Here is a 13,477-nt window from a genome sequence, read left to right as displayed (position 1 = left end):
GGCATTCTCGCAACGACGCTGGTGTCCGCCCCAGGCATCATGCGAGGGTGATCCAGCACCCCGACGCTCTCAACGCGCTCCTGCAAGCCGCCGCCCGCAGCGGCGACCTCGGGCATTTCGACGAGCTGCGCCAGGTCCTGACCGGCAACGCCGGTGCCGGCACGGCTTTCAGTGAGGCCTGGCAGCGCTTCTTCGCCGCCGGCGGTGCCTCGCAATGGGCGGACCTGCCGCACCGCGCGGAGCGCGTGCAGCGGCGCATCCACGAGGACGGTGCCAGCCACAACATCCACAGCCCGGAAGGGGATGCCGCGCGCGACTGGCCGCTGGAGCTTTTGCCGCTTCTGATAGGCAGCGAAGACTGGCGGCATATCGAAGCCGGCGTGCTGCAGCGCGCGCGCCTGCTCAACGGGGTGCTGAGCGATGTCTATGGCGAGCAGCGTCTCCTGAGCCATGGTCAGTTGCCCGCCTCGCTGGTGCTGGCCCATCCGCACTACCTTCGGCCCATGCATGGCTGCCGGCCGCCGGGTGGCGTGTTCCTGCACCTGCTGGCGGTGGACCTGGCGCGCGGGCCGGACGGCGGCTGGTGGGTCGTCGGCCAGCGTTGCCAGGCGCCCTCGGGCCTGGGATACCTGCTGGAGAACCGGCTGATCGTGTCGCAGCAGTTCCCGGAAGCCTTCCGCGAGCTGTCGGTCCAGCGCCTGGGCACGGCCTTTCAATCGTTCGTCCAGGGGCTGATGCGCTTGTCGCCGGCCGGCGAACGCTCGCATGTGGCGCTCCTGACGCCCGGCCCCTTGAGCGAAACCTATTTCGAGCAGGCCTTCCTGGCCCGCCACCTGGGCCTGAGCCTGGTGGAAGCGAGCGACCTGACGGTGCGCTCCGACCAGCTCTTCCTGAAGACCCTGCATGGCCTGGAACGCATCCATGTGCTGCTGCGCCGGGTCGACGACGAGTATGTCGATCCGCTGGAGCTGCGTGGGGACTCCATCCTCGGCGTGCCCGGCCTCTTGCAGGCGCTGCGGGTCGGCGGCCTGGTGATGGCCAATGCGCCCGGCGCCGGCTGGCTGGAAAGCCCCGGTCTCGCGGCCTTCTGGCCCGGCGTCTGCCAGGCGCTGCTGGGCGAAGAATTGAAGCTCCCGGCCGCAACTGCCTGGTGGTGTGGCGAGCAATCGGTCTGGCAGCGTTGCCGCGAACAGTTGAGAGAGTTCGTGCTGGCGCCGAGCTTCCCGGCCAGCGACTGCACGCAAAGCTTCAAGCCACAGGTGCTGGCGGGCCTGGACGCGGCCGCTCTTGCCGAGGTGCAGCGCCGTGTCGAAGCCGACCCGGCCGCCCACACCCTGCTGACGCGGCTGCGGCCTTCGGAGACGCCGGTCTGGCGCGATGGCGCGCTGGAGCCTCGACCGGCGGTGCTGCGCGTCTATGCGATGGCCGATGGCCTGGGAGGCTGGAAGATGCTGCCTGGCGGGCTGGCGCGTGTGGCGAGCCGTGGCGAAGGTGGCGCGGATGCCTGGCTGTCGATCCGCGAAGGCAGCGCCAGCGCCGATGTCTGGGTGCAGACCGAGGGCCCGGTGGACCGCAGCAGCCTGCTGCCGCGGCCGCTCACGGCCGAGGAGCTGACGCAGATGCAGCGCCGCGTCAGCAGCCGTGCGGCCGAGAACCTGTTCTGGCTGGGCCGCTACGCCGAGCGGGCCGAGAACAGCGTGCGCCTGGCCCGCCTGAGCCTGGAGACATTGGCCGCGGTGCAGCGCAACGCGGCATCGCCAGACCTCTTGCGAATGCTGGCGCGGCTGTGCCGCCAGCAAGGTCTGCTGCCCCTGGATTTTGTTCAGGACGGCGATGCGCTCGCTTTCGAGCAGCGCCTGATTCAGGCGCTGGGCGAGCTGGGCGGTGCGCACAGCGTGGCCTGGAACCTGCAGTCGCTGGCGAGCAGCGGCCAGGCCCTGCGCGAAAGGCTCTCGGGCGAGCATTGGCAATTGATCCATGAAGTGGGCGAGCATTTCCGCGAGCACCTGGCCGCTGTGCTCGCCAGCGGCAGTGCCGAGCCGCTGGCCGATGTGCTGGGCCTGCTCGGCCGGGCAGCCACCCACCTGGCCGCGATCACCGGCGCGCAGACCGACCGCATGACGCGCGACGACGGCTGGCGCCTGCTCAGCGTGGGCCGCCAGATCGAGCGGCTCGACTTCCTCGCCGGCGCACTGGCCTTGGGCCTCGAGCATGACTTGACCCAGCATGACGAAGGCTTCGCCTTGCTGCTGGGCCTGTTCGATTCAACCATCACCTACCGGGCGCGCTTCCAGGCGCGGCGCGAGCTCCTGCCGCTCTTGCAGTTGCTGGTGCTCGACGGCGACAACCCGCGCTCCCTGGCCTGGGTGGCGCGCACCTTGCGCGAGCGGCTCTTGAAGCTGGCCCGCCATGAGCAGGCCTGGGCCGAGGGCGCGGTGGCCGCCTTGCCGCGGCCCGACCAGTTCCTGCTCGAGCAACTGGGTCAGCCCGCCATGCTGGCTGCCTTGCTGCGAGATTGCGGCAACGAGGCACGTGCGCTGTCGCTGGCCATCTCGCGGCGCTTCTTCGCGCACGTCGGCACGCTGGACCACCGGGTGTGGCAATGATGGGCGGCAACGATCAGCGCCGCTGGCTGCGGGTGCGACACGACACGGTTTACCACTACGGTGCGCCGGTCGAGCTGGCGCATCACCTGGCCTGCTTGCTGCCGCGCGAAACGCCGTGGCAGGCGGTGCGCGGCTGGCATTTGCAGGTCAGCCCGCGACCCGCCCTGTGGGCCACGGACGAACCGCCGCCGCTGGCGATGAGCCGCGACCCCTGGGGCAATGGCCGGCTGCTGTTTGGCCATGATGGCCCGCATGAGCGGCTGCAGGTCACGAGCCTTTTCGAAGCCGGGCTGCTGGCGCCGCCGCTGCCGCAGCTGTGGGCCGAGAGCAGCCCGCCGTGGGAGCAGGTGGCCGAGACCTTGCGCTACCGCAGTGGTGGCGCACCGCTGGAGGCGGCCGAGTTCGCGCTGGCCTCGCCGCTGGCCAAGCCCGATGCCGCGCTGGCTGCATTTGCCCGCCGCGCCTTCTTGCCGGGGCAGCCCCTGGCGGCTTCTGCGCAGGCCTTGATGAGCCAGATCCACCGCGAATTCCGTTATCTGCCGATGAGCACCGATGTCGGCACCCGAGCCGACCAGGTGCTGGCGCTGGGGCAGGGCGTCTGCCAGGACTTCGCGCACCTGATGATCGCGGCCTGCCGCTCACTGGGCCTGGCGGCGCGCTATGTGAGTGGCTATCTGCTGACGCTGCCGCCGCCAGGGCAGCCGCGCCTGATCGGAGCGGATGCCTCGCATGCCTGGGTGCAGGTCTGGTGTCCGCAGCAGGGCTGGCTGGCGCTGGACCCGACCAACAATGTCGCTGCAGCGCTCGATCACGTGACCTTGGCGTGGGGCCGTGACTATGCCGACGTGGCGCCGCTGCGCGGCGTGATACGCGGCGGCGGCCAGGCGCAGCCGCAGGCCTCGGTGACGGTCGAGCCGCTGGACGCCGCTAGAGATTGACGGCGAACAGCCGGCGCAGGAACAGGTCCTTGAAGCTGTGGGCCTGGTCCAGCCCGAGGCGCTCCAGATAGGCTGGCGGCACCGGCCGCTCGCCGGTGAGGCCCTGGAAGATCATTGGCAGCAACTCGGCCGGATGATGGCTGGCGTGCTTGAGCTTCTTGAGTGCCCGCACGATCTTGAGCTCGTCCTCGTCCAGGTCGGTGCCGAAGGGGAAGTCGCCGAGCAGACCCTCGTTGCGCCAGGGCCTCAATGTGTCGCGCAGCATCTCGGGCCGGTTGTTCTGGTACGGCGCCGGAATGCGGTAGTCGGCCGACAGCTTGCCATGGGCCTTGGCCTCGGCCATGAGCTGGTCCTGGAAGCGCGAGTCGGCCACGTTCAGGAGGCGTCGCACCACTTCTTCATCGTTCTGGCCGCGCAGGTCGGCGACGCCGTATTCGGTGATGACGATGTCGCGCAGGTGCCGCGGTATCGTGCAGTTGGCATAGTCCCAGACGATGCTGCTTGTCAGGCCGTGGGCGTTGTCATGCGTGGCGCGCAGCATCAGGCAGGAGCGTGCATCCTTGAGCGCATGGCCCATGGCCACGAAGTTGTACTGGCCGCCCACGCCGGAGACCATCTGGCCCGAGGCCAGTCCGTCGGACGAGGCCGCGCCGAGCAGCGTCACCTTCATCGTCGTGTTCATCAGCCGGGCCTGGCGGCGCTGGGCACGCTTCAGGGCTTCGTCGGCAATGCCGTCGCCGTAGAGCTCGTTGATGAAGGAGATGCGCGTCATCGAGATCTGTTCGCGCAGCCCTTCCGGCAGCTCGCGCAGGCGCTGGTAGAAGTCGCGCGGGCCGAGGAAGAAGCCGCCATGCATGATGGGCGCGTTCAGCCAGTGATCACCCAGCGCCTGGCTGTCGTCCAGGTCGAGCGGCAGGGCATCGGGCTTGACGATGCCGAAGCGGCGCAGCCAGTGCAGGTCTGTCGGGCGCAGCGGCCAGGCGATGCGGCCGCGCTCGAGCAGCAGGGCCAGCAAGCCGGGGCCGGGCTTTTCGCCCAGACGTCCCTCGTTGGAGAGCGCCTGCAGGAGCGGGTCCATGAAGACACGGCGTCGCACGAGCCCGGCGTCGATCAATCGCATGAAGCCGTTGACGAACATCTCCGAGCAGCCGTAAAGACCCTGCGTGAAGCTGCCGAGTTCGCGGCCCTGCAGGCCGTCGGGGCAGAGGGCGGCCAGCATGCGCTGGTAGGCCTCGCCGCTGCGGTCGCGCACGATCAGGGCATTGGCGATGGCGTCGCCCAGCGAGCCGATGCCGATCTGCAGGGTGCCACCATCCACCACCAGGCTGGAGGCATGCAGGCCGATCGCATGGTCGGCCCAGCCGATGGCTGCGTTGGGCGGTGCAAACAAGGCATGGCTGCTGGCCGGGCAGTCGATCACGAGATCGAAAGTGGCAGGCCCGGCGACGGCTTCGCCCGGCATGAAAGGCAGCTCGCGATTGATGGCCGCGATGCACAGCAGGGGCCGGTTGGCGGCGCGCAGCTGCTCGATCAGGTCCAGCGTCAGGTCGGGGTTGCAGGACAGCGAGAGCGTACCGTCGCGCTCGGCCACCGCCTGTGCAATCAGGTTGACGCCTTGCGCCATCATGTCGCGCACCACGAAGCTGTAGTTGGTGCAGACGAAGCCCTGCTGCGCTGCGTCGTTGCCGAGGTAGTCGCCGGTCTTCATGAAGAACTCATGCACCCGGATATTGGGCGGCAGGCCGCTGCCTCGCAGCGCTTTCACATAGTCCAGGTCGGGGTAGTCGGCGAACACGCGCTCGGCCAGCGGCGCGAGGAAATGCTGTTCCAGCTCGCTCTGGCCCACCGGCCTTTGCAGGGACAGGGCGGTGAAGATCGTCAGCCGGCGGCTCGGTTCGGCGGCGATGCGCCGGTACAGCGCATTGACGAAGGTGTTGGGCTTGCCCAGGCCCAGCGGAATCGCCATGACGATGTCGCCGGGAATGTGGGCCAGCACCGCGTCAACGGCGGCTTCGAGGTGGTTCAGCTTCATGGGTGTTGTCTCCTGCCGACCAGTGTCAGATCGTGCCGGCTCGCGGCACTTGATGCTGGACAAGGGCCTGCCTATTTCCAGGTGCAGCCCTTGCCACGGGCGGTGTCAAGCACCAGCGGCACCACGGCGAGGATGCCGGCCTGTTCATAGGCACGGCGGCAGTCGGCGCGCTTGGCGGCCTCGACCTCCTGCTCCAGCTTGGTCTTCTTGTCGGGCGGCACCGGCAGCACGTCCAGCATGCCCTTCACGCCCTGGCGGGCCAGGGGGCCGCCGGTGCGCGGCAGGCTCAGGTCCAGCCTGGGCGCGCTGGCACCGGGCGCCGGGGGCAGGGCCAGGTCGGCACCGACGCGGCTGCCGGCGTCCGGCGCGCCCACCGCCGGCGCGTTGCTGGCGCCGGGGCTGGTGACGGTGCGCTGCGGTGCTTCGTTGGCGCTTGGCGAGGTGCTGCTTGGTGAGGTGCTGCTTGTAGGCGGGGCTGCCGGCGCTTGGCTTGCGGCTGTTGCCTGCGCCGGCTCGGGCCCAGCCTTGGGCGTGTCGGGCAAGGGCGCCAGCGTCGGCGCGGTGCTGGCCTGCACCGCCGCAGGCATGCTGGGCAGCGGCTTGCTCGGCGTTTGCGGGGCCGCTGTCGCGCTGATCGTGCCCACCGGCGTCGGCGCCTGGGGCAGGGCCGGCAGCACGGTGTCTGCGGTTTGCACGCGGTTGGGCAAGGCCGGCAATGGCTTGGCGATCAGCGGATTGGCGGCGGCCTCGCTGAGCCGGGAGACTGGCTTGGGCGCGGCCGCCAGTTCGGGAATCGCACTGGTGACGCTGGTGGCCGAAGGCAGGCTGCTGGGCAGGGCCTTCAGGGTCGAGGCTTCCGGCGGCGCCACTGCGCGGGTGCTGGGGCTCAGGCTGGGTGCGGTCACCGCGACCTCGGCGCTGGAGGGCAGGGCCGGCAGCTTCTGCAAGCTGCTTTGCGACACCGCGCTGACCTGGCCCCGCAGCTGCGGCTGCGGCGTGGGCGGCAGGGTGGGCGGCGCTGCGCTGTTGACGCTGAGACTGGCGGCGCCGAGCTTCTCGCTGGGCAGGGGCTGCAGCTGGCCGCCGGGCGCGGTATCTGCAATTCGGCTCAGCGTCTCTTCTTCGCGGTTTGGATTGGTCTGGCCGATGCGGGCCGCCCCGGGCGCGGCATCGGTGGCAGGCGCTTCGGTGCGCACCTTGCCGCCGATGCGCGGTGTCTTGTCCGCTGCGGCCTCGGCAAGCTGCTTGCTCGGCGCAGCCGGGCTGTCGCTGCCGTCGCGCTGCGGGCCGGGCTCGCCTCGCAGCGTCACATTGATGCGACCCCACATGCCTTCACCCGGCCGCGCCGAGCCGGGCGCCGAGCCCAGCCATGCCACCAGCAGGCCATGCATCAGCAAGGCCAGCAGCAGGCATTGCTCCAGCCGGGTCGGCGGGCGCGCGACCTGGGGCCAGGCAACGATGGGCGGTACTTGTCGCAGCGACAGGAGCACGGGTTTCAGGAGGGCTGACAGCGGATCAGGCCCTAGTGTCACGCATCGCGGGTGTGCCGGATGTCAATGCCGACACAAATCGGGCAAACGGTGGACAAGGGCGGGCGTTGCAATGGCGGCCAGGCATTCGAACAGGAGCAAGCGATGCAGCAGCCACCTCACCAAGATCACGACCTGGGCCTGGCCCACGACCTCGACCAGCTCATGCACCAGCGCCGCCGTGCCCTGGGTTGGCTGGCCGGCACCGGTGTGCTGGGCCTGCTGGGCTGTGGCGGCGGCGGTGACTCCGCCGGCGGCAGCACCACCACGACCAGCAGCGGCTCGGGCACGGGAACGACTGGCGGTACGACCACCACACCGACCGGCAGCTGCAGCCTCATTCCCGAAGAAACCGCCGGCCCTTACCCCGGCGACGGCTCCAACAGCTCGGTCGGGGGCGTGGCCAATGCCTTGATGCTCAGCGGCATCCTGCGTTCCGACATCCGCACCAGCATCGCTGGCGCCAGCGGCACGGCGGGCGGCGTGCCGCTGACGATCACCCTGCGCCTGGTGAACACGAGCAGCGCCTGCGCAGACCTCGCTGGCTATGCGATCTACCTCTGGCATTGCGACCGCGAAGGCCGCTATTCCATGTACTCCAGCGGCGTGACGGCGGAGAACTATCTGCGTGGCGTGCAGGTCACCGGCAGCGACGGCACGGTCACCTTCACCACCGTTTTCCCCGGTTGCTACGACGGCCGCATGCCGCACATGCATTTCGAGGTCTACCGCAGCAGTGCGGCGGCCACCTCGTTCTCGAACAAGCTGAAGACCTCGCAAGTGGCCTTCCCGACCGATGTCTGCTCCACCGTCTACAGCAGTGCCAGTGGCTACAGCGCCAGCGTCAGCAATCTTGCCCGCATCAGCTTTGCCAGCGACAACGTGTTCAGCGACGGCTACAGCACCCAGCTCGCCACGCTGACCGGCTCGGTCGCCGCCGGCTATGCGGCCACGCTGACGGTGGGCATCTCGGTGTGAGCCGCAGCATGGCGCCTGGGTTATCGTTTCCGGATTGCCCGCCGGGCACTTCGGAGAACGGGATGACCCGCGTGCTGGTGGTGGATGACGATGCCGAGATCCGCGGCTCCTTGCAGCAGTACCTGCAGGGCTTTGCCATGCAGGTGAGCATGGCTGCCGACGGCCGCGAGATGCGGCGCCAGATGAACAGTGCCAGCTTCGACGTGATCGTGCTCGACCTGATGCTGCCTGACGAGAACGGCCTTTCGCTGTGCCAATGGCTGCAACAGCAGCATCCGGAGAGTTCGGTGATCATGCTGACCGCCCAGGGCGACCCGATCAGCCGCGTGCTGGGCCTGGAGATGGGTGCGGACGACTACCTGGCCAAGCCCTTCGAGCCGCGCGAACTGGTGGCGCGGATCAACGCGGTGCGGCGCCGCCTGAACAAGGGCGAGCGCCTGGCCGAGTCCGAGCGCAGCCTGCAGTTCCAGGGCTGGCGCTTCGACCGGCTCTTGCGCCAGCTGGTCTCGCCGGCCGGCGTGGTGGTGGCGCTCTCGAGCGCCGAGTACCGCTTGCTGAATGCCTTTGTCGAGCGGCCCGGCCGGGTGCTGAGCCGCGAGCAATTGATCGAGATGAGCCGGGCGCCGGGCGTCGAGGTCAATGACCGCAGCATCGACCTGGCGGTTTCGCGCCTGCGCCAGAAGCTGGGCGATTCACCGAAGGAGCCGCGCCTGATACGCACGCTGCGGGGCGAGGGCTATCTATTTGACGTGCGGGTTTCCCCATGCGCCTGAGCTGGTTCACCGACACCCTGGCCAAGCGACTCTTCCTCCTGATGTGGGCGGCGCTGGTGGGCAGCCATCTGCTGGCCTATGCGGCCGTGCGCCTGGTGCATCTCGACCAGCGCGACCAGCGTGACGAGCGCCGCATGGCACCGGGCTCCTTGCCGACCTTCCCCTCGCTGCCGCCCACGCCGGGCGTTCCCGACGCGCGCTCTCCTGGCGGTGACCGACCAGCGCCTGCGCCGATGCGGGACGAACCCGGCCCGCCTGACGAGGGCGCCGATCTGCGGCCCGACATGGGCGGCACCGGCCCGCTGCCGCGCCGCAGCCCCGGCCTGCCCACCGAGGTGCTCTTGCTGGACTACGGCGTGCGCCTCCTGGTGATTGCGCTGGCCGCCTGGTGGGGCTCGCGCTGGCTCGCCGTGCCGGTGAAGAAGCTGGTGAAGGCCTCCGACGCCCTGGCCGCCAGCATCCGCAGCGGCCCTGATGCCGGTGGGGCGCCACCGCAACTGGACGAGCAGCGCGGCACCCGCGAGGTGCGGGAGGCTGCGCGAGTCTTCAACAGCATGGCCCTGCAACTGCGCCGCCAGTTCAGCCAGCGCGCGCTGATGGTGTCGGCCATTTCGCATGACCTGCGCACGCCCTTGACCCGGCTTCGCATGCGGCTCGAAACCATGGACTTGGCCGCCGAACCCCTACAGCGCTCGGTGACCGACATCCGCGAGATCAATGCCCTGGTGGACACGGTGCTCGAGGTGTTCCGCGGCGACAGCGGCGCGGCCGAGGCGCCGCAGGCCAGCGACGTGGCCGCGTTTCTGCAATCGATGTGCGATGACCTGGCCGAGCAGGGCCAGGCCGTCACCTTTCAGGGCGAAAGCCTGGTCCGCGAGATCCAGCCGCAAGCCTTGCGCCGCGTGCTGGGCAACCTGATCGGCAATGCCTTGCGCTATGGCGGCCGCGCCGATGTGAGGCTGGTGCGCGACGAGCGCGGCGGCATGCGCATCAGCATCGAAGACAGCGGCCCCGGCATTGCACCGGCCCAGCTGGAGACGGTGTTCGAGCCCTTCTATCGTGTCGACGCTTCGCGCAACCGCCACACCGGCGGCATGGGCCTGGGCCTCTACATTGCGCGCGACCTGACGCAGCGCATGGGCGGCACGCTCACGCTCAGCAACCGCGAAGCTGGGGGCCTGCGAGCCGAAATCGTGCTGGCCTGATCGATCCGCATCCGTCGCGCGCTGGCCGGCCGCACAAGGTCGGGCGTTCCTAGACCAGGCCCATCAGGCGCGCCAGCATCTCGCTCGCGCTGCTGGCGCCGACCTTGCGGATGATGCGGGCCCGATGCCCCTCGACAGTCCGCGGGCTGATGCCCAGCACGCGGGCGATCTGCTTGCTGCTGGCGCCGGCCGCCAGCTGCCGCACGATCTCGCGCTCACGCACCGTGAGGTCGTTGGTCACGGCGCGGCGGGCCGAGATGTCCTCGAACATCCACACGGCGCAGGCGAACGGCGTGTCGCGCTGCAGCGATTGGCCGGAGGCATGGACCCAGAACAGCCGCCCGCTGCGGTGCTTCATGATGCGCTCGTCGCTGTAGCGGCCGGTGTCCTGCATCACGGCCAGGCCCTGGGCGCCGATCTGCTCGAATTCGTCGGGCGAGGGATAGAGCAGGGCCAGCGACTGGCCGGCCAGCTCGTCGCTCGCGTAGCCGAACATCTCGCCGAAGGCCTGGTTGCAACGGCGGATGCGACGGTCCTGCGAGACGCACAGGCCTACCGGCGCGAACTCGAATGCCAGGGCCAGCGTGTCGAGGTCCATGCCGTCGGGCGGCTCGGTCGGGTGGCGTGGCATCGGTAAGGGTCCTGACGTAGTTGTACGTGTTTCGCGCGGCGCTGCGATTTCTCAAAATCCGTCGGCGCCGATCGGGCGCGAAGCGCGGATTTGACACCATGGCAATTTGCATCGTCGGCTGGTCGCACAGCCCCTTCGGGCGTCTGGACGCCCTGGACCTGGAATCACTGATCGGCACGGTGGCGCAGGGCGCGCTGGCCGACGCCGGCCTGGCTGGCGAGAAGGTCGACGGCGTCTGGCTCGGGCAGCTCAACGGCGGCTTCGTGCCCGAGATCTTCGCCTCCTCTCTGGTGATGCAGGCCGACCCAGGCCTGCGCTGGGCGCCGGCCACGCGGGTCGAGAACGCCTGCGCCTCCGGTGCCGCGGCGCTCTACGCCGCAGCGGATGCCATCGAGGCCGGCCGCGCCCGCATCGCGCTCGTGGTGGGTGCCGAGAAGATGACGGCGGTCAGCGGCGCGGAGGCCACGCGCATCCTTGGCAATGCCTCCTATGTGCGCGAGGAGGCGGCGGCCGGGCTCACGTTCCCGGGCATCTTCGCGACGATGGCGCAGGCCTACTTCGAGCGCCATGGCGACCACGGCGCGACGCTGGCACGCATCGCGGCCAAGAACCATGCCAATGGCGTGCGCAACCCGTTCGCGCAGATGCGCAAGGACCTGGGCTTCGAGTTCTGCAACACGGTTTCCGACAAGAACCCGCTGATCGCTGCGCCGCTGCGCAAGACCGACTGCTCGCTGGTGTCCGATGGCGCGGCCGCCATCGTGCTTTGCCACGAGGCGCTGGCCGCCGACTTCCGCCGCGCAGTGCGCCTGCGCAGCCGTGCGCAGGTGAACGATTTCCTGCCGATGTCGCGCCGCGACGCCGTGAGCTTCGAGGGCCCGCGCCGCGCCTGGACTCAGGCGCTCTCGGCCGCACGCTGCGCGGTCGACGACTTGAGCTTCGCCGAGGTGCATGACTGCTTCACGATTGCCGAGCTGCTCAGCTACGAGGCCATGGGCCTGGCGCCGGCAGGGCAGGGCGCCCGGCTGCTCGAAGAGGGCGTGGTCATGCGCGACGGCCGGTTGCCGGTGAATGTGAGTGGCGGCCTCAAGGCCAAGGGGCATCCGATCGGAGCGACCGGGGTGTCCATGCACGTGCTGTCGGCGATGCAGCTGTGCGGCGAGGCCGGCGAGATGCAGCTGCCCGATCCGCAACTGGCTGGCGTGTTCAATATGGGCGGCTCGGCCGTGGCCAGCTATGTGAGCGTGCTGGAGCGTCTGAAGTGAACCTCGCCACCCTGCTCGAACGCGCGGCCGCGCTGCAACCGGCGCGGCCCGCGCTGCTGCTCGGCGCCGAGGTGCTGCACAACTACGCCGAGCTGGCCGACCGGGTGGCGCGGCTGGCGTGCGCGCTGCGCGAGTTGCACGGGCTGGCGCCGGGCGACCGGGTCGTGCTGTTCATGAGCAACGAACCGGCCTATCTGGAGCTGCTCTACGCCTGCTGGTGGGCCGGGCTGGCGGCGGTGCCGGTCAATGCCAAGCTGCATGCGCAGGAACTGGCCTACATCGTCGAGGACAGCGGTGCGCGGCTGGCCTGTATCAGCAGCACGTTCCGCGAAGAGGTGCGGGCGGCGTTGCCGTCGCTGAACCTGCTGGTGCCCGCCAGCACCGCCTACGCGGAGGCGCTACGGCAAGCGCCGCTGGCGCTGCAGCCGGTCGAGCCCGACGACCTCGCCTGGCTCTTCTACACCTCGGGCACGACCGGCAAGCCCAAGGGCGTGGTGCAGAGCCACCGCATGCTGCTGGCCATGACCGCCTGCTACTTCTCGGACGTGGACCCCAGCGTCTGCAGTGACGATGCCATCGTCTATGCCGCACCGATGTCGCATGGCGCCGGCCTCTACAACTTCGCCTTCGTGGCCCGGGCGGCCCGCCATGTGGTGCCGGTGTCGGAGGGCTTCGAGCCGGCCGAGCTGCTGGCGCTGGCGCGCGACGTGGGCCGGCTGTGCCTGTTCGCCGCGCCCACGATGGTGCGGCGCCTGGTAGACGAGGCCGAGCGCTGCGGCAGTGGCGGTACTGGCTTCAAGACCATCGTCTATGGCGGCGGCCCGATGTACCTGGAAGACATCCAGCGGGCGCTGCGCGTGATGGGGCCCTGCTTCGTGCAGATCTATGGCCAGGGCGAATCGCCGATGACGATCACTGCGCTGCCCCGCGAGGACCTGGCCGACGCCGCGCATCCGCAGTGGCTTGCCCGCGTCGCCTCGGTGGGGCGGGCACAGCTGCTGGTCGAGGTGCGTGTGGCCGACGCAGAAGGCCGGCCCCTGCCGGCCGGGCAGGTCGGTGAGGTGCTGGTGCGCGGCGAGACCGTGATGCAGCGGTACTGGCAGCGGCCCGAGGCCAGCGCCGCGGCGCTGCGCGACGGCTGGCTCTGGACCGGCGACATGGGCGCCTTGGACGAGGCCGGCTACCTGACCTTGAAGGACCGCAGCAAGGACCTGATCATCAGCGGCGGCTCCAACATCTACCCCCGCGAGGTCGAGGAAGTGCTGCTGGCCGTGCCCGGCGTGCACGAGGTGGCCGTGGTCGGCCAGCCTGACCGCGAATGGGGCGAGATCGTGGTCGCCTTCGTCGTGGCCGAGGGCGGCGTGGATGCGGCCGCGCTCGACGCGCTGTGCCTGGCCCGCATCGCCCGCTTCAAGCGGCCCAAGCGCTACGAGTTCGTCGCGGCGCTGCCCAAGAACCATTACGGCAAGGTGCTGAAGACCACCTTGCGCGAACGACTCACACAAGCACTGGAGACATGA

The 13,477-nt window shown here is 69.8% G+C and carries 10 protein-coding genes; 7 read left to right on the top strand and 3 right to left on the bottom strand.

Translation table 11 applies throughout. The annotated features are described in order from the left end of the window. The first annotated feature begins 47 nt into the window (after window positions 1-47). Both V3596_RS13515 and V3596_RS13510 read left to right on the top strand, forming a co-directional pair. Entirely contained in the window at window positions 48-2,606 is a 2,559-nt protein-coding gene (locus tag V3596_RS13515; protein ID WP_334278289.1) for a circularly permuted type 2 ATP-grasp protein, read from the top strand. Next, on the top strand, window positions 2,606-3,544 hold the full coding sequence (locus V3596_RS13510) for a transglutaminase family protein (RefSeq protein ID WP_334278288.1): 939 nt from the start codon (window positions 2,606-2,608) through the stop codon (window positions 3,542-3,544). The genes V3596_RS13515 and V3596_RS13510 overlap by 1 nt, the downstream gene beginning before the upstream one ends. On the opposite strand, the gene V3596_RS13505 is transcribed toward V3596_RS13510, so the two are convergent. Together V3596_RS13505 and V3596_RS13500 are read right to left on the bottom strand one after the other, a co-directional pair. After that, a complete protein-coding gene (locus V3596_RS13505; RefSeq protein ID WP_334278287.1) occupies window positions 3,534-5,576 on the bottom strand; it encodes an acetyl-CoA hydrolase/transferase C-terminal domain-containing protein in 2,043 nt (680 codons plus the stop codon). The genes V3596_RS13510 and V3596_RS13505 overlap by 11 nt on opposite strands. A gap of 71 nt (window positions 5,577-5,647) precedes the next feature. Beyond that, the gene (locus V3596_RS13500; RefSeq protein WP_334278286.1) at window positions 5,648-7,066 is read right to left on the bottom strand and encodes a hypothetical protein; all 1,419 of its coding nucleotides are present in this window, start codon (window positions 7,064-7,066) and stop codon (window positions 5,648-5,650) included. A 144-nt stretch (window positions 7,067-7,210) separates the two neighbouring features. Between V3596_RS13500 and V3596_RS13495 the strand changes: the two genes are divergently transcribed. The 3 genes from V3596_RS13495 (at window position 7,211) to V3596_RS13485 (ending at window position 10,061) form a co-directional block, all read left to right on the top strand. Then, window positions 7,211-8,083, top strand: a complete 873-nt coding sequence (locus V3596_RS13495) for a dioxygenase family protein (protein ID WP_334278285.1) — start codon at window positions 7,211-7,213, stop codon at window positions 8,081-8,083. Between the two features lie 62 nt (window positions 8,084-8,145). Continuing rightward, window positions 8,146-8,856 carry a response regulator transcription factor gene (locus tag V3596_RS13490; RefSeq protein WP_334278284.1) on the top strand — a complete coding sequence of 237 codons (711 nt, stop codon included), beginning with the start codon at window positions 8,146-8,148 and terminating at the stop codon, window positions 8,854-8,856. Beyond that, entirely contained in the window at window positions 8,847-10,061 is a 1,215-nt protein-coding gene (locus V3596_RS13485; RefSeq protein ID WP_334278283.1) for a sensor histidine kinase, read from the top strand. The genes V3596_RS13490 and V3596_RS13485 overlap by 10 nt, the downstream gene beginning before the upstream one ends. A gap of 49 nt (window positions 10,062-10,110) precedes the next feature. Here V3596_RS13485 and V3596_RS13480 read toward each other — a convergent pair whose 3' ends face one another. Continuing rightward, window positions 10,111-10,692, bottom strand: coding sequence for a LuxR C-terminal-related transcriptional regulator (locus tag V3596_RS13480; RefSeq protein WP_334278282.1), 582 nt, complete (start codon window positions 10,690-10,692; stop codon window positions 10,111-10,113). Window positions 10,693-10,790: 98 nt separating this feature from the next. Between V3596_RS13480 and V3596_RS13475 the strand changes: the two genes are divergently transcribed. Together V3596_RS13475 and V3596_RS13470 are read left to right on the top strand one after the other, a co-directional pair. Further along, the gene (locus V3596_RS13475; RefSeq protein WP_334278281.1) at window positions 10,791-11,957 is read left to right on the top strand and encodes an acetyl-CoA acetyltransferase; all 1,167 of its coding nucleotides are present in this window, start codon (window positions 10,791-10,793) and stop codon (window positions 11,955-11,957) included. Next, on the top strand, window positions 11,954-13,477 hold the full coding sequence (locus tag V3596_RS13470; protein WP_334278280.1) for an AMP-binding protein: 1,524 nt from the start codon (window positions 11,954-11,956) through the stop codon (window positions 13,475-13,477). Before V3596_RS13475 ends, V3596_RS13470 begins: the two co-directional genes overlap by 4 nt.

Source organism: Roseateles microcysteis, assembly GCF_036880965.1.
In the GTDB taxonomy this organism is placed as follows: Bacteria; Pseudomonadota; Gammaproteobacteria; order Burkholderiales; family Burkholderiaceae_C; genus JAUASW01.
This window is presented reverse-complemented; position numbering and strand designations above follow the sequence as displayed.